This window comes from Kitasatospora humi, from assembly GCF_020907985.1.
In the GTDB taxonomy this organism is placed as follows: domain Bacteria; phylum Actinomycetota; class Actinomycetes; order Streptomycetales; family Streptomycetaceae; genus Kitasatospora; species Kitasatospora humi.
In genome coordinates, this window is the sequence record NZ_JAJJPA010000053.1 from 1 (window position 1) to 15,073 (window position 15,073).

14 protein-coding genes are annotated in these 15,073 nt (G+C 69.9%); 8 read left to right on the forward strand and 6 right to left on the reverse strand.

Annotated features, from left to right (window positions below):
- The first annotated feature begins 140 nt into the window (after positions 1–140).
- A complete protein-coding gene (locus tag LN042_RS31020; RefSeq protein WP_230054755.1) occupies positions 141–2,000 on the forward strand; it encodes a serine/threonine-protein kinase in 1,860 nt (619 codons plus the stop codon).
- A gap of 175 nt (positions 2,001–2,175) precedes the next feature.
- On the opposite strand, the gene LN042_RS31025 is transcribed toward LN042_RS31020, so the two are convergent.
- Positions 2,176–2,751: a Dps family protein gene (locus LN042_RS31025; RefSeq protein WP_230054756.1), complete on the reverse strand. Its 576-nt coding sequence runs from the start codon at positions 2,749–2,751 to the stop codon at positions 2,176–2,178.
- Between the two features lie 131 nt (positions 2,752–2,882).
- On the reverse strand, positions 2,883–3,605 hold the full coding sequence (locus tag LN042_RS31030) for an alpha/beta fold hydrolase (RefSeq protein ID WP_230054757.1): 723 nt from the start codon (positions 3,603–3,605) through the stop codon (positions 2,883–2,885).
- Positions 3,606–3,962: 357 nt separating this feature from the next.
- Here LN042_RS31030 and LN042_RS31035 point away from each other — a divergent pair, with 357 nt between their 5' ends.
- Positions 3,963–4,880 (forward strand): VOC family protein, encoded by a 918-nt coding sequence (locus tag LN042_RS31035; protein WP_230054758.1) that lies wholly within the window; start codon positions 3,963–3,965, stop codon positions 4,878–4,880.
- A 72-nt stretch (positions 4,881–4,952) separates the two neighbouring features.
- Here the strand turns inward: LN042_RS31035 and LN042_RS31040 are convergent, their stop codons facing one another.
- The 3 genes from LN042_RS31040 to LN042_RS31050 all read right to left on the reverse strand — a co-directional run bounded on the left by LN042_RS31040 (position 4,953) and on the right by LN042_RS31050 (position 6,467).
- On the reverse strand, positions 4,953–5,153 hold the full coding sequence (locus LN042_RS31040) for a DUF397 domain-containing protein (RefSeq protein ID WP_230054759.1): 201 nt from the start codon (positions 5,151–5,153) through the stop codon (positions 4,953–4,955).
- 274 nt (positions 5,154–5,427) lie between these two features.
- Entirely contained in the window at positions 5,428–5,634 is a 207-nt protein-coding gene (locus LN042_RS31045; protein WP_230054760.1) for a DUF397 domain-containing protein, read from the reverse strand.
- A complete protein-coding gene (locus LN042_RS31050) occupies positions 5,631–6,467 on the reverse strand; it encodes a Scr1 family TA system antitoxin-like transcriptional regulator (RefSeq protein ID WP_230054761.1) in 837 nt (278 codons plus the stop codon). The genes LN042_RS31045 and LN042_RS31050 overlap by 4 nt, the downstream gene beginning before the upstream one ends.
- Before the next feature lie 200 nt (positions 6,468–6,667).
- On the opposite strand from LN042_RS31050, the gene LN042_RS31055 reads away from it, so the two are divergent.
- The 3 genes from LN042_RS31055 (at position 6,668) to LN042_RS31065 (ending at position 9,878) form a co-directional block, all read left to right on the forward strand.
- On the forward strand, positions 6,668–6,859 hold the full coding sequence (locus LN042_RS31055) for a hypothetical protein (RefSeq protein WP_230054762.1): 192 nt from the start codon (positions 6,668–6,670) through the stop codon (positions 6,857–6,859).
- 293 nt (positions 6,860–7,152) lie between these two features.
- Complete coding sequence (locus LN042_RS31060; RefSeq protein WP_230054763.1) at positions 7,153–7,668, forward strand: ATP-binding protein; 516 nt, start codon at positions 7,153–7,155, stop codon at positions 7,666–7,668.
- Between the two features lie 422 nt (positions 7,669–8,090).
- The gene (locus LN042_RS31065) at positions 8,091–9,878 is read left to right on the forward strand and encodes a reverse transcriptase/maturase family protein (protein WP_230054764.1); all 1,788 of its coding nucleotides are present in this window, start codon (positions 8,091–8,093) and stop codon (positions 9,876–9,878) included.
- Positions 9,879–10,064: 186 nt separating this feature from the next.
- Here LN042_RS31065 and LN042_RS31070 read toward each other — a convergent pair whose 3' ends face one another.
- Positions 10,065–10,868, reverse strand: a complete 804-nt coding sequence (locus LN042_RS31070) for an SDR family oxidoreductase (RefSeq protein ID WP_230054765.1) — start codon at positions 10,866–10,868, stop codon at positions 10,065–10,067.
- 317 nt (positions 10,869–11,185) lie between these two features.
- On the opposite strand from LN042_RS31070, the gene LN042_RS31075 reads away from it, so the two are divergent.
- The 3 genes from LN042_RS31075 to LN042_RS31085 all read left to right on the forward strand — a co-directional run bounded on the left by LN042_RS31075 (position 11,186) and on the right by LN042_RS31085 (position 15,067).
- Positions 11,186–11,629, forward strand: coding sequence for a peptidase inhibitor family I36 protein (locus LN042_RS31075; protein ID WP_230054766.1), 444 nt, complete (start codon positions 11,186–11,188; stop codon positions 11,627–11,629).
- 123 nt (positions 11,630–11,752) lie between these two features.
- Positions 11,753–12,658, forward strand: a complete 906-nt coding sequence (locus tag LN042_RS31080) for a hypothetical protein (protein WP_230054767.1) — start codon at positions 11,753–11,755, stop codon at positions 12,656–12,658.
- Positions 12,659–12,784: 126 nt separating this feature from the next.
- A complete protein-coding gene (locus LN042_RS31085; protein WP_230054768.1) occupies positions 12,785–15,067 on the forward strand; it encodes a helix-turn-helix domain-containing protein in 2,283 nt (760 codons plus the stop codon).
- Positions 15,068–15,073: the final 6 nt, after the last annotated feature.

Here is a 15,073-nt window from a genome sequence, read left to right on the forward strand (position 1 = left end):
AACCGCAACGGCAACTGACGCGGCGTCACAGTGCCTCCACAGCCAGGATGCTCGGGTATCCGCTACCGGCAGCGCCAGGTGTACGGTCGTGCCCAGCCGGCTCACCTGGCGGAGCCGGAGGGGACGGGAGGGGAGCAGGCATGGAGCCACTGGAACCGGACGACCCGCGGCAGATCGGTGCGTACCGGGTGCTGCGGCGGCTGGGCGCGGGCGGCATGGGCCGGGTGTACCTGGGCCGTACGGCGGGGGGTCGGACGGTCGCCGTGAAGGTGGTCCGCAGCGAGCTGGCCGAGGACGGCGAGTTCCGCGCCCGCTTCCGCCAGGAGGTCCAGGCGGCGCGGCTGGTCGGTGGCCACTGGACCGCACCGGTGCTGGACGCGGACACCGAGGGCCGCCACCCGTGGGTGGCCACCGGCTACGTCGCCGGTCCGGCGCTCGGTGCGGCGGTACGGGATTTCGGGCCGCTGCCGGGTGACTCGGTGCGTGCCCTGGGGGTCGGGCTGGCCGAGGCGCTGGCGGCGGTGCACGCGCTCGGCCTGGTGCACCGGGATGTCAAGCCGTCCAACGTGCTGCTCACCCTGGACGGCCCGCGGTTGATCGACTTCGGGATCGCGCGGGCCCTGGATGCCTCCGCCGCGCTCACCCGGTCCGGCTTCATGATCGGCTCACCGGGGTTCATGTCCCCGGAACAGGCCCAGGGGATCGTCGCCGGACCACCGTCCGACGTCTTCTCCCTGGGTGCCGTGCTGGCGTTCGCGGCGAGCGGCCGGGCTCCCTTCGGCGAGGGCCCCAGCGTGGCGTCGCTGCTCTACAAGGTCGCGCATGAGGAACCGGAGTTGGACGGCCTCGACCCGGAGTTGCGTGCCATCGTGGCGGCTTGCCTCGCCAAGGACCCGGCACACCGGGCGACACCGCTGCGGCTCGCCGAACAGCTCGACCCGGCCGGAGCCGGCAGGGCGCGGTTGAGTGGTGGGGACTGGCTACCGGGCACACTGTCCGCGGCGGTGGGGCGGCGGGCGGTGGAGCTGCTGGACCTCGACCACGTGCCCGACCAAGGCGGGGCACGAGCAAGCTCCGGACCCGGGGAGGCGCGTATCGCCACGAGCCTGGACCGGGGCGGTCAACAGGGCGCCCGCAGCCTGGACCGGGGCGTGAACCAGGGTGCCGGCACGCCGGTCGGCGCGACCGGCCACCCGACGGGCACCGGCCACCTCCAGGCTGCTCCGGCAGCACCGCCGCCGCTGCCTCCCACTCCCGACCCCTCGCCGCACGGCAGGCCGCCGACCGAACCGATGTGGGCTCCGCAGGGCTGGACAAGCGGCACGCCCGCCGGCGCATACGGAAACCCGCCGCACCCGGGCAGCCCGCCCGATCCGAGGACAGGTCAGCCATACGGTCCGGCCCTTTCCGCGCCACCGCGTCGGGCCGGGCGGCGGATCGCACTGGTGGCCGTCGTGGCGGCCGTGTCCGTGGCGGCCACGGTCGGGCTGATGCGGTGGCTCGGGGACGGCAGCTCGGCCTCGGGCACCGCAGCCGGGGCAGCCACCGCGCCACCCGCCTCACCGGCCGCGCAGCCACCTGGCACGCAGCCGTCCAGCAGACCGTCAGCCACGCAGCAGGCTCCCCGAGCACAGCCGTCCACGGGCGACACGCCCAACCGCGGCAGCGTTCCGGCCGGCGTCCTGGGCGAATGGACGGGGACGGCCACCTCGTCCTTCGGAGCTCCGGCCACCGTCAGGGTCACCATCGTCCAGGGCGACGCGGGCGAGACCGTCGAGCACTCCAACGTCAGCTACCCCAACACCAGCATCTCGTGTGACGGGCAAGGAGTCCTGGTCTCCGCGTCCGACCGGGGGATCGTGGTGAGGGAGTCCAACGCCAGCACCGACGCCCTGTGTGCCGGCAGCACGCCGGTGCAGGTGACGTACCGGCTGAACACCAGTGGCACCCTGCAGGCCAGCATGGGCAGCGGCACCGCCGAACTCACCAGGCAGGGCTGAACGTTCGAACAGCGGAGCTCCTGCGTGAGGATGTCCGGAAGTGACAGTCCCCTTCGACAGCAGCTCCGCTGCTCCGTTCACCGGCCTTGACGAGCAGCCCCTACGGCCAACTGTCCAGCGTCGCCGCTGGAATCCAAGCATCCGACGGATGCCGAGGCCCGGGGGCTCGATGCCGTCAGGCGCGGACCAGCGGCGTGTCCACCAGGTGCTCGGCCAGGAACCAGGCCTGCTGCTCCCCCGTGCGGATCACCTGCGAGACCAGCAGGTCGTTGGTCCCGTCGTCGCCCAGCTCGGCGACCCGGGCAGCCGCGTCGTGGGCGTCGATCAGGATCGTCTCGTGGGCCTCCAGCAGTCGCGACAGCATGGCCGGAACCTCCTCGACGCCGTTCGGCGGCCGCTTCACGGAGGTGAGTTCGGCGACGTGGCGGGGGTCGCCCACCGCCACGCCGCCCAGGCTCTGGACCCGCTCCGCCAGGGCGTCGACCAGCGCCAGCTGCTCCTCGGCGTGCTTGTCCAGCACCAGGTGCAGCTGGTAGAAGGTCGCGCCGCGGACCAGCCAGTGGTGCTTCTTGTAGAGCCCGTACAGGATCTGGGTGTCCGCCAGCACCCGGTTGAGCCGCTGGCAGGAGTACCTGCGGGCGTCGTGCGACAGGCCGAGCGGGAACAGCTTCACCGTCCCGAACTCCTGGATGACCTCGCCGTTCTGGTGCAGCCAGGGCTGGCCGCCGCCCACGGTGGGTTGAGTGCTCATGTTCCTCGTCCTTTTCGTTGCTGTGTCTGCTGGGCCGGGGTTGCTGTGTGTGCCGGGCCGGGGTTGCCGTGTGTGCCGGGCCGGGGATTGCCGTGTGTGCTGGGCCGGGGTTGCCGTGTGTGCCGGGCCGGTCAGCCGACCGCGCGGACGGCCTCGATGATCAGGGCCGCGACGTCCTTGGGGCGGGACACCGCCACGGCGTGCGAGGCCCCGTCGGCCTCGACGACGGTCGCGCCGGCCCGCCGCGCGCCGAACCGCTCCACCTCGGGATTGATGGCGTGGTCCGCACCGGCCACCAGGGCCCACGAGCGCTTGCTCCGCCAGGCGGCCGCCCCCGCCGGCTCGGTGAAGGCCGCGGCGGCGAGCGGACGCTGCGCCACCGCCAGCACCCTGGTCACCTCCTCGGGCACGTCGGCGGCGAACACCGAGGGGAACGCCTCGGGCACCACCGAGACCTCCACCGCCGAGCCGCCCCCGTCGAGGGGGTAGGTCGCGGTCCGCAGGCTGGACGCGAGCGGGGAGTCCGGGAAGCGCCCCTGCAGCTCGCCGAGGCTCTCACCCTCCTCCAGGGCGTAGGCGGCGACGTACACCAGTCCGACGACGTTCTCGGCCGTGCCTGCGACGGTGATGACCGCGCCGCCGTAGGAGTGGCCGACCAGCACCACCGGCCCGTCGATCCCGGCCACCACCGAGGCGGTGTACGCGGCGTCGCTCGCCAGACCGCGCAGCGGGTTGGGCGGCGCCACCACGGGCACGCCGTGGCTCTGGAGTTCGGCGATGACACCGGCCCAACTGGAGGCGTCGGCGAAGGCGCCGTGGACCAGAACGACCGTGGGAGGGCTGCTCGACGTCACAGGGGAGTCCTTTCTCGTGCGCTCGCGGCTCGCGGAGCGCGCTTCGGAGCGAATGCGCCGACCGTAAGGCGGTGCGGCCGGGGTCTGTTGTCCCTCGACGCACGGCGCCCGGCCCCGCAGCGCATCGCTTGCCGGCGCCACGCCCCGGGTGCGCTGCCGGAACGGAGGCGGTGCGCTGCGGGCCAACTGCGGACCGGCAAGCCGCCTAACGTCCTGTCAGGTGGTCGAGCGGGCCGGCGTCATCGGCACCGCGCCGGCGCCCACGCCGCCGATCGACTCCTCAGACCAGCAGCAGACCCGCGCCCGCCGCCCGGCTACAACGGCCACCGGGCGTGAACGACGACCGGGAGGTCCCCCATGATGCAGGGCTTCGCTCGACGGGCGATCCCGTTGGTGGCGGCGATCGCCGCACTGACGGCGATCCCCACCGCCTCGACGGCCCAGGCCGGCACGCCGCCGGAGTCGCGCCGGCAACTCGCCGTCGGGCCGCAGTACGACACCACCCACGTGTACGTCACCCCGGGTACCGAGCAGGCGTTCGCGGCCAGTTGGACGGCCACCTTCGGCGGCAGCACGCTGGGGCCGGTCGCCACCCAGGTGACCCCGACACCCAGCAGGACGATGTCCGAGCTGGTGCTCTCCCCGGTGGGTACGCTGTCGCTCTTCGACTACACCACGCCGGTCCCGTACCCGTTCGGCACCGAGCGCACCGGCTGGCTGGTCACCGACCTCGACCGGGCCGTCCGGACCGCCAAGGCCGACGGCGCGGCCGTCGTGGTGTCGCCGTTCGCCGACCCGATCGGCCGGGACGCCATCGTCCAGTTCCCCGGCGGGATCAGCGCGCAGCTCTACGTGCACACCACCGCGCCGTCCTACCCCGCCCTGGCCAGCGTGCCGGAGAACCGGCTCTACCTGTCGCCGGACGCGGTCGGCGACTTCCTGCGCAGCTACCTGCGCTTCACCGGCGGCCGGATCGTCTCCGACGACCGGACGGCCGACGGCGCATCGATCGGCCTGCCCGGCACGACCTACCGGCAGCTGCGCCTCACCTCGGGCTTCGGCACCACCACGATCACGGTCACGGACGGCCACCTGCCCTACCCCTTCGGCCGCGAGCTGACCGGCTACGGCGTGCCGGACCTCGACGCCACCCTGACCAAGGCCAAGGCCGCCGGCGCCACGGTGCTCTGGGGCCCGGTCACGGTGGGCAGCCGGACCAGCGCGATGGTCCAGTTCCCGGGCGGCTACATCGCGGAACTCCACACCGACCGGTGACCGAGGTCGAGACGCAGGTGGGCCCTGGCGGGAAGCTGTCCGCCAGGGCCCTGTCCATGCCTTGACGTCAAGTCAGGTAACGCTGAACTCCCCATTCTTCACGCCCTCGATGAAGGCGGCGAAGCCCTCCGAGGCGAAGGTCAGCGCCGGCCCCTCGGGGTCCTTGGAGTCGCGGACGGGAGCGATGCCGGGGAAACCGTCCGCTACCTCAACGCAGTTACCGCCCTGCTGGCTGAAAGACGATTTCCGCCAGCGAGCACCTGACACGTTCATGACTCCAGCTCCTTCCGACAGTACGAATCAGCTTGATGGAGTGAAGCTCGGAAAGCGCGCCCACCTGGAGACGATCGCAGTGGCTGACCAGGCGGCCAGAGCCTTGAGAGCACACCGCATACGCCCGCGACCTCACTCTGCGAGCAAGCCCCATGGTGCAACTCCCGGGCGACCTGCGTCACCGAGTTGCAAGCGCCAAGCGACGACCGGCGCCGAAACGCAGGTGGGCCCTGACAGTCAGCTTCCCGCTGGGCCCCTGCGTATGGACCACAAGTCAGATAACGCCGAAGGTGCCATCCTTCACGCCCGCCACGAAGGCGGCGAAGCCCTCGGCGGTGAAGATCAGCGCGCCACCCTCGGGGTTCTTCGAGTCCCGCACAGGCACGACACCGGGAAACCCATCGGCAACCTCGACGCACTGGCCGCCGGACTGGCTGCGGGAGGACTTCCGCCAGACGGCGTTCATCAAGTTGATCGTCATTCAAATCCCTTTCCGATGCTCCTGATCACGTCAGATGAAGCCGCGGTGCTCATCGCCTCAACCTGGAGCCGATCGTAGCCTCTCTCCCAGGCTGCACAGACAGCTGACCTGCGCTCCACGTACCCCCGAGCGTGTGTCTCCGTGTATCCGATCACCGACCGGTCCGGCATGGTCAGCAGGACGATTGGAAAGAGGAAGGGGACCAGCTCACCCAGGCTCTGGGGAGCGATCTGCAGCGTGATGTTCGGCCGTTTGGCCATGACTGACAGATGCTCCAGTTGCTGCCGCATCACCTCACGACCGCCAACGAGGCGCGTCAAGCAGGCTTCCTCCATGACGCTGTGGATGACCGGAGCACTCCGCCCATCCAGGACGCGGCGCTGACGAACCGAAAGGAAGGCAAGCCGCTCATCAGCTTGGGCCTCGGTGATGGTTCCGCGCTCAACAGCCGCACCCGTAAGGGCTGCCGCGTACTCACGGGTTTGGAGCAGGCCGGGGATGATGCCCGTCTGAAACTCTCGCAACTCCCGGCATCGACTCTCGAGATCGGCGAACTCCTCGAAGCCCTCCAGCAGGGTCGCACTGGTGATGCGCCGGAGCAGCTCGACGAACAGGCCGCCGGTTTCGAACACTTCATCGGCTTTTAGTGCCAGCTTGGAAGTTGGAACCTCCTTCCCTCGTTCGATCAACGAGATCCACGTATCCGAGTACCCGAGGAGCTGGCCGGTCTTCTCCTGAGACCAGCCACGCGCCCGTCGCAACCTGCGAAGTTCTGCGCCGAAGCGCATCAACGGAGATGACGTCGGGTCAGGTCCAGCCGTCAACTTGGCCATCGGAGACTTTTACCTGCCGATCTACTGCGGGTTGGAGCACTGGTCTTGGGCCCCCATGGTGAGCATTCTAGTAACTGCCCGAGCACGCAGAGGAGCGATGCGGTGATTCGGCAGACCGACTGTGGCTGCCGCCGCGCAGGCACCTGTCGCCCCGATGCGGACGGAGCCCCAACCACCATGCACTGAAAGGAAAAACAGTGATGATCGCTACCCCATCGGCCGAGCCCTTCGACCAAGCTACTGCCCTGTGCGAGCTGCGTTCACTCGGGCGCACGCTGGACCTCCAGGTGACCAAGGGCACCGGCGCCACCGACGATGAAGTGGAGGCCACGCTGCGCCGGATGAAGCAGGTGCACACGGAGATCGTCACCGGGGGCAGTCCCGCCGATTAGGCGGCGCTCCACAGCCTCCCGCAGGACAGGGCGTCACCGCCGGTCCGGCCCGCTGTGGTCACGAGAGCAAGACCAACTCCTCCTCGGACCAAAAGCGTTGACCGATGCGGTACCGGTTCTGCCCGTCGCCGGCGGCCCCGGGGCCGCCACGCCCGACACAACTCCCGCGCAGCCGAGCCTGGGGAAGCAGCCGCGCGGGGCGTCCGTCCCGGTTGGCAGCCCGCCTCACGGCGTCCAACCGGGGCGGGCACCACGCTTCAGGGGGGACTTACCAACCCGATCAGGAGAGACCAATGCGTCTTGTTCCCTTGCCCTCAGCTGCTGTTGACGCTTTTCCGTCACACCCGACTGCCGAAGGCAGCCAACTCGCGCTCGTCGTTCCCGCCACCCTGCGCGCAGCCCGCCACCGCCTGCGCGACCAGCTCACCGCCCACGGCCTGGATCCCGACGACGCCTGCCTGGTGCTCTCGGAACTCGGGGGGAACGCCCTGCTGCACGGCGGTGAGTCCGCTGCCGTCGCCTGGTGCCTCTCCGGCTCCCGGCTCCGCATCGCCGTCGCCGACACCTGTGCCCTCAGTCTCCCCGTCATCCCCTCCGCCTGCACCCGCGAGGGCGGTCGCGGGCTCCTCCTCGTCGAGCAGCTCGCCGAGTCCTGGGGTGTGCGCCCGCTCGGCGCGCTCGGCAAGGAAGTGTGGTGCACGTGCGCTCTGAAAGCGCTTGATTGTATTCCCGGCGAAGCCGGGAGGAATTCGGAGGATATTCCTGGGTCGGATGGCTTACCTGGAGTCGAAAGGCAAAGGGGACCGTAGCATGCCAGAAAATCGGTGACCGGGTCCAGGTATCAGGGACGGTGCGCCGAGCGACCCGCGCGATATGGTGAAAGCTGGATTGCCTGAACCCCAATCTCCAGTCGAGGAAAAGACGCCTCCGTCGGAAAGGTACCCGAAACCGGCGCCACTCCCTGCGGTGGTGATTTGTGCACCACTGCCGCAACTCCGGGGAGAGGGACGATCTCCAGTGAGGATATTCAAGGAGATGAGTGGGGCACCTACGTCGCGCTAGAACGTACAAACAAGACGAACAGAGGATCACCTAAAGGGCGCGAGCCCCATGGTGACGGAGTGTCCGTAGTAGTCGCAGGAGTAACGACCTGCCAGGGAGAACGGGAAAGCCGTTCACAGGGCCAAGGGACACAGGTGACGAGGCATCAACAATCCAAGAGGTATGCGAAATGCAAAGCGCCGACACGGTGCTTGGTGTCCTCCGTGAAAGAGGCAGGCGCAACCTGCCGTGCAACGAGCTCTATCGACAGATGTTCAACCCGCAGCTGTATCTGATGGCCTACGGGCGCATCTACTCCAACAAGGGGGCGATGACACCCGGGATCACAGGGGAAACCCCGGACGGCATGTCGCTGGCAAAGATCGGACGCATCATCGATGCGCTGCGCCACGAGCGCTTCCGATTCAAGCCGGTCAAGCGCACCTTCATCCCGAAGAAGAACGGGAAGCGCAGGGCGCTGGGCCTGCCGTCCTGGACGGACAAGCTGGTCGGCGAAGTGATGCGCCTTCTCCTGGAGGCCTTCTACGACCCCCAGTTCTCCAACCACTCACACGGTTTCCGTCCCCGACGGGGCTGCCACACCGCTCTGAGCGATGTAGCGAACACCTGGACGGGGACAACCTGGTTCATCGAAGGAGACATCGCCCAGTGCTTCGACTCACTTGACCATCAAGTGATGCTCGAAGCCCTGGGCGAGAAGATCCACGACAACCGGTTCCTGCGGCTCGTGCGAAACATGCTCAAAGCCGGATACCTGGAGGACTGGAAATGGAACGCCACTCTCAGCGGCGCTCCGCAGGGCGGGGTCCTCTCGCCGATCCTGTCCAACATCTACCTGCACCGGCTGGACACCTTCGTCGAGACGGCTCTCATGCCGGAATACACCCGAGGAAAACTCAGAGCGAGGAACCCTGAATACCGAAGGGTCGAAGCGGCGATCCAACGAGCACGCGAGCGCGGTGACCGCGCCAAAGTGCGACAACTGCGAAGTCGGCTGCACAGCCTCCCGAGCCAGGACATGTCCGACCCGGGATACCGCCGACTCCGCTACGTCAGATACGCCGACGACACCCTCATCGGGTTCACCGGACCAAAGGCCGAGGCCGAAGAAATCAAACAGCGCCTGGCGCAGTTCCTGTATGACGATCTCAAGCTGGAACTGTCCCGAGAGAAGACGCTCATCACCCACGCCAAGACCGGCGCGGCAAGATTCCTCGGCTACGACATCACCGTCCGCCGGGACGACCGCAGATCAGAACCAAAGAAGGGGCCACGGCGCCAGCGCCGCTCGGTCAACGGAAAAGTTCGACTGCGTGTCCCGAATGACGTGATCAAGGCACACTGCGCCCCGTACATGGCGCGCGGCAAACCCGCGCGAATGCCCGCGATGCTCCGCTACGACGACTACACCATCGTCAACATCTACGGCGCCATGTACCGCGGAATCGTGAATTACTACCTACTGGCCTCAGACGTCTTTCGGCTGAACCGGTTGCACTGGGTCATGCAGTCCTCGCTGCTCTGCTCCCTGGCGAACAAGCACCGCTCATCCATGTCGAAGATGGCCCGCAAATACAAGGTCACGATCGACACCCCGGCCGGGCCCCGCAAGTGTCTCCAGGTCAGCATCACCCGTCGCGCAGGTAGGAATCCGCTGGTCGCACGGTTCGGTGGCATTCCACTAAAACGGCAGAAGCGGGCGACTCTCATCGACCGCAACCCTACCCAACGCCAGCCGCGCGGAAGAGAGTTGGTCCGTCGGCTGCTGGCCAGGCTATGCGAGTTGTGCGGACGGGCCGAGGACATCCAGGTCCATCAGATCCGCAAGCTCGCCGACCTGGACCGGCATGGGCAGGAACAGCCCGACTGGGCTGCTCTCATGGCGAGGAAGCGACGCAAGACCCTTGTGGTGTGCGGAAGTTGCCATGCTGGCATCCACGACGGCCGCGCAGACTGAATTCACGGCAGTCACTGGAGAGCCCGCTGCGATTAACGTCGCACGGCGGGTTCGGGAGGAGGCCGCTGGGAAAAGGACCAGCCCACGGGCTGGCACCTCGCCCGGCGGCCCACCTCACCCTTCGGCTCAGGGCGACCTGACTGCACCTCGGCAAGCCCGGGCCTCGGCCGCCCCCGGGCCGCGGGTTCAGTGCTCCTGGGCCGTCGGGCGCAGCAGGATTTCGTTGATGGCGGCGTGCGGGGGCTGGGTGACCATGAAGACGATGGAGCGGGCGACGTCCTCCGCCCGCAGCCAGAGCTCCTGCGCCATGCCGCGCGCGGAGGCGAGCCCGGGACCGGTGGCCATGTGCGTCGAGGTCAGCCCCGGTTCGATGACGCCGACCCTGACACCGCGCCGGGTCACCTCCTGGCGCAGGACCTCGCTGAACGCGCACACCGCGTGCTTCGTCGCCGAGTAGACGCCGTTGCCGCGGCGCACCACACGGCCGCCGGCCGAGCTGACGTTGACCAGGTCGGCGACCCTGCGCGGCTCGCCTGCCGCAGCACGCAGCAAATGCGGCAGCGCCGCCTGCGACAGGTGCAGGACAGCCGTCAGATTGAGGTCGACCATCCGGTCGACATCCTCGGCGCCGACCTCCTCGACGGGCCCCATCGCGACGTATCCGGCGTTGTTCACCAGCACGTCCAGCCGCCCCAAGCGCTCGGCGGCCTCCTCGACGACGTCCCGGCCCCGTCCGCTGTCCCGCAGATCAGCGCTGATGACGGCGCACGAGCCTTCATGGCCCCGGATGGTGGCTGCCAGCTCCTCCAGCCGTTCGGTGCTGCGGGCCACCAGCGCCACTGCCGCACCCTCCCGGGCGAGCGCCAAGGCAGTGGCGGCCCCGATGCCGCTGGACGCACCCGTCACCAGCGCGACGCACCCTGACAAAGCCGTGCCGCTTCCGGCCTCGGAGTTCGCCGCCCTTCCGGCGTTCGCACCCGTGGGATCCATGCTGCCAGCCTGCCCCAGTCGCCCCCGGACCGCCCTGCCGGGCGGCCGCCCGGGCGATGGTGACGACGCGCCGGCCCACTGCCGCAGGTGTCGGCATACGTCCGGCGGTTCCTCGATTCGGCTTCGGTGCCGGCGATCGCACTGGCCATCGGATCCGGTCCGCCATGAGATCGGCCATCGGATTGGCCGCAAATCGTACTGACACCGGTTCGTTTCAAGATCTACTGTTCCCACCGGAGGGGCCGCTTCCGCCTGCCCCCCGAACTCAGGAGCCGGACGCCGCACCACCCGGCCTGCCCAACGGAGGAGAACTCGCAATGTCCGTGAAGAAGACAGTGTCACGCGTCGCCTTGGTCGGCGCTACCGCCATCCTCGCGCTCGGCGGCCTGGCCGGGCAGGCCAACGCCAGTTACGTCAACATCGACAGCTGGCACGCGGGCACCTGCGCCAGCCACCCGGGGGCCTACTTCTGCCTCTTCTACAACTCCAACCACGGCGGCGGCATCTGGACGAGCAACGTCCAGGCCGTTCCCTCGCTCTCCGGCAACTTCAGTGACGGCAACCCCGTGAAGAACGACGCCGCGTCCGCCGAGAACGCGAGCGCCTGCGACGTGGGCATCTGGGTCAACTCCAACTACATGGGAGACGAGAACTGGTTGAGCCCCGGCATGGGCGGCAACCTCAACTCGTGGCTGAAGAACAACGAAGCGTCGATCGCCATGGACGACGCCACGCGCTCCTACTGCCCCACCGTCGGCTGACGGTCCCCGTCCCATGCCCGAGGCCTGCCCCCCGGCTGACACGGGTGGGCAGGCCGCCTCGCGAACTCGGAGAGAACAGCCGTGACTGCCGCAAAGAGAGCCCACCGGAGGCGACTCCTGGCGATGACGCTGATCATCCTGGCGGCAAGCGGGTGCTCCGCCGAGCAGGCCGCGTCGCCGGCCGCCCCGGCGCCACCACCAGCTGCGGTGGCGACGCCCACTCCCAGTCCCGCGCAGGTCGCCACGCTCCAGTTGCCGATCGCGGACTACATGCTCACACCCCGGCAGTCGGCCGAACTGAAGTGGCTGAACGCCGAGAAGGTCGCCGTGTGCATGAAGCAGTACGGCTTCGACCTGCCGGTGGCGCCGAGCCCGGTCGTCTCGCCCTCCGACTCCCTCATGTTCCGTCGTTACGGCGTGACCGATCCGGCGAGCGTCAGCACCTGGGGATACCACCTGCCCAGAGGTGACAATGCCGCCCCGAAGGCCACGCTCTCCCCGGCGGAGAACGCCGTGCTGCTCGGTCGGGACGCCGCCGGCAAGCCGATGACCAGCTCGAACGGGCAGTCGGTGCCGACCGGAGGCTGTCAGGGGAAGGTCAACACCGAGCTCGCCTCGCTCCAGCCGGGCGGGCCGGGCTCGAGCGGCGGCACCTCCCAACTCGTCGCGCAGACGAAGGGAGAGAGCTTCGCCCACTCGATGGCTGATCCGCGGGTGCAGGAGGTCTTCGGGCACTGGTCGGAGTGCATGCGCGGCAAGGGGTTCAGCACGCCGAACCCGTTGGACGCCGGAGCGGATCTGCCGTCCGTCAAGGAGCCCAAGCCGGACGCCACCGAGATCCGCATGGCGCAGGCCGATGTGGACTGCAAGGCGCGCACCAATCTGCTCGGGATCTGGTTCGCCGTCGAAGCCGACTACCAGAAGGCCGCGATCGCCCGGCAGCCGCAGGCCTTCGCCGCGCTCAAGGCGGAGCGTGACGCGCAGGCCGCCCGGATCGAGCAGCTCGTCGCCGGGCTGGCCGGCCGCTGACGCCGCAGGTAGCGGCCACGCGGCGGTGCCGGGCCGAGCGAGGCGCAGCGGCCGGCATGGTGATCGGCGTTCACTGACCGTCGCCGCCTCCCTTGTATGATGATGTTTCAACTACCAGGGAGAACGATGGAGCAGCAGGAGCAGCAGGAGCCCCAGGCGTTCGGGCCGCTGCTCCGCGCGCACCGGCACGCGGCCGATCTGACCTTGGAGGAGCTGTCCGAGCGGTCGGGTGTCAGCGGGCGCGCCATCGGCGACATGGAGCGCGGCCACAGCCGCGGTCCGCAACCGCGTACGGTCGCCGCGCTCGCCGAGGCGCTCGAGCTGTCACCCGACGACACCGCGGTGCTGCTCGCCGCCGCCCGCTCGGGCCGTCGCCGGCAGCGTCCGATCGCCGCCCGGCCGTGTGAACTCCCCTCCCCCGTACCGGATTTCACCGGCCGCGAGACAGAGGTCGACTGGCTCGGCCGGACCACCGCCGACCCGCGGCTGCCCCGGGTGTCGATCGTCTCCGGGGCACCCGGCCTGGGCAAAACCGCGCTGGTCCTGCACGCCGGCGAGCGCCTGACCGAAAGCTTCACCGACGGCTGCCTCTTCCTGGACCTGCGCGGCCTGGACACCGAACCGCTCACCCCGCACGACGCCCTGGGCCGGCTGCTCCGGGCCCTGGGCCTGCGCGAACGCGACCTCCCGACCGAGACGGACGAGCGGCAGGCGCTCTACCGCCGCCTCCTCAAGGACCGGGACGTCCTCATCGTCCTCGACAACGCGGCCCACGAGGGCCAGCTGCGCGCCCTGCTGCCGGGCCCCGGGCACGGCACCGTCTGGGTCACCAGCCGCCGCACCCTCACCGGGATCGAACACGCCCGGCGCCTGGTCCTGAAGCCCTTGCCCGCCACGGCCGCCACCACCCTGCTCGGGGCGATCCTGGCGCTGCGCGACGAGGAACCGCAGGACGGGTCGGCCGCGGCCGACCCGTCGGCCCTGGCCCGGATCGCCGACCTGTGCGGGAACCTGCCGCTGGCGCTGCGCATCGCGGGAAACCGGCTGCTGAGCCGTCCCGCCTGGAGTGCGCGCAGCCTCGCCGACCGGCTCGGAGACGAGGAGCTGCGCCTGGGGCGCCTGGCCGCCGGAGACCTGCGCATCCGGTCGGCCTTCCAGCTCTCCTACGATCAACTCACCCAGCCGATACGGCGGTTGTTCCGACGCCTCGCGCTCGTGCCGGGTCCCGACTTCGACGCCGGGCTGGGCTCGGCCCTCACCGGCCTGGCTCCCGGCTCCGTCGAGGAGATGCTCGACGAGCTCCTCGAACTCGGCCTGCTCAGCACCACCGCCACCGACCGGATGCTCTTCCACGACCTCATCCGCCTCTACGCGCGGGAGCGGCTGGACGAGGAGGAGTCCCCGCAGGACCGCCGGGCCGCCGAGACCGCGATGCACACCTGGCTGCTCGACACCGCCCAAGCCGCCGGCTGCTGCTTCCAGCCGGACGGGCCGCGCGGCGCCGCCGTGTTCGCCACGCCCAAGGCCGCCCAGGCCTGGTTGGAGGCCGAGAGCGCCAACTGGCTCGCCGCCCTGCGGACGGCGGCCGAGGACGGGCGTCACGCCGAGGTGGTGCGCACCGCCGAGTCCATGCACTGGTTCTCCGACCGCTGGACGTACTGGGGCCACTGGCACGAGGTGTTCGGCCTGTCCCGGGCGGCCGCGCACGCGCTCGGCGACCACGCGCTGGAGGCGACCCACACCAGCTACCTCGCCTGGGCGCAGCTCTACTGCCTGAACCAGCCGCGGGAGGCGCTCGCCACCGCCGAGCAGGCCATCGAGTTGGCCCACCTGGGCGGCGACGTCGTCCAGGAGGCCTGGGCGGCCTTCTACGCGGCGGGGGCCGCCAACCGGCTCCGGGAACTCGGCGGCGCGGTCGCCCTGGCGCGGCGCTCGGCGGAGCTGTTCGCCGCGGCCGGCGACCGCGAGGGACACCCGCAGGCGCTGCTGGCGCTGGCCGGTGCGGAGGGGTTCCGGGGCGACCACGCCGCCGCGGTCGCCACCCTGGACACCGTCATCGGGCTGCTCACCGCCCCTGCCACCGCGCCGACGGCGGCCCACATCGTCGACTTCACCATGGCCAACGCCCTCTCCCAGAAGGGCGAAGCACTGCTCGCCCTGAACCGTCCCGGCGACGCCGAGCGCGCCTATGCCGAAGCGCTCCGACTGGGCGCCCGACTCGGGGTGCCCATGCTCCAGGCCGCCGCCGCGCTCGGCCTGGCACGGGCCCTGGACACCCTGGGCGACCGGGAACGGGCGCTCGCGGCCGTCCGCAAGGCGATCGAACTCGCCGAAGCCGCCGGCGACACCGACCGGAAGACGGAGGCCGTCGGGCTACTGAGCAACTGGACGTCCGCGCCGGTGATCTGACGTGCC

Coding starts and splice junctions, on each gene's coding strand:
- LN042_RS31020 (WP_230054755.1), top strand. CDS start 141: ATGGAGCCACTGGAACCGGACGACCCGCGGCAGATCGGTGCGTACCGG.
- LN042_RS31025 (WP_230054756.1), bottom strand. CDS start 2,751: ATGAGCACTCAACCCACCGTGGGCGGCGGCCAGCCCTGGCTGCACCAG.
- LN042_RS31035 (WP_230054758.1), top strand. CDS start 3,963: ATGATGCAGGGCTTCGCTCGACGGGCGATCCCGTTGGTGGCGGCGATC.
- LN042_RS31040 (WP_230054759.1), bottom strand. CDS start 5,153: ATGAACGTGTCAGGTGCTCGCTGGCGGAAATCGTCTTTCAGCCAGCAG.
- LN042_RS31045 (WP_230054760.1), bottom strand. CDS start 5,634: ATGACGATCAACTTGATGAACGCCGTCTGGCGGAAGTCCTCCCGCAGC.
- LN042_RS31050 (WP_230054761.1), bottom strand. CDS start 6,467: ATGGCCAAGTTGACGGCTGGACCTGACCCGACGTCATCTCCGTTGATG.
- LN042_RS31055 (WP_230054762.1), top strand. CDS start 6,668: ATGATCGCTACCCCATCGGCCGAGCCCTTCGACCAAGCTACTGCCCTG.
- LN042_RS31060 (WP_230054763.1), top strand. CDS start 7,153: ATGCGTCTTGTTCCCTTGCCCTCAGCTGCTGTTGACGCTTTTCCGTCA.
- LN042_RS31065 (WP_230054764.1), top strand. CDS start 8,091: ATGCAAAGCGCCGACACGGTGCTTGGTGTCCTCCGTGAAAGAGGCAGG.
- LN042_RS31070 (WP_230054765.1), bottom strand. CDS start 10,868: ATGGATCCCACGGGTGCGAACGCCGGAAGGGCGGCGAACTCCGAGGCC.
- LN042_RS31075 (WP_230054766.1), top strand. CDS start 11,186: ATGTCCGTGAAGAAGACAGTGTCACGCGTCGCCTTGGTCGGCGCTACC.
- LN042_RS31080 (WP_230054767.1), top strand. CDS start 11,753: ATGACGCTGATCATCCTGGCGGCAAGCGGGTGCTCCGCCGAGCAGGCC.
- LN042_RS31085 (WP_230054768.1), top strand. CDS start 12,785: ATGGAGCAGCAGGAGCAGCAGGAGCCCCAGGCGTTCGGGCCGCTGCTC.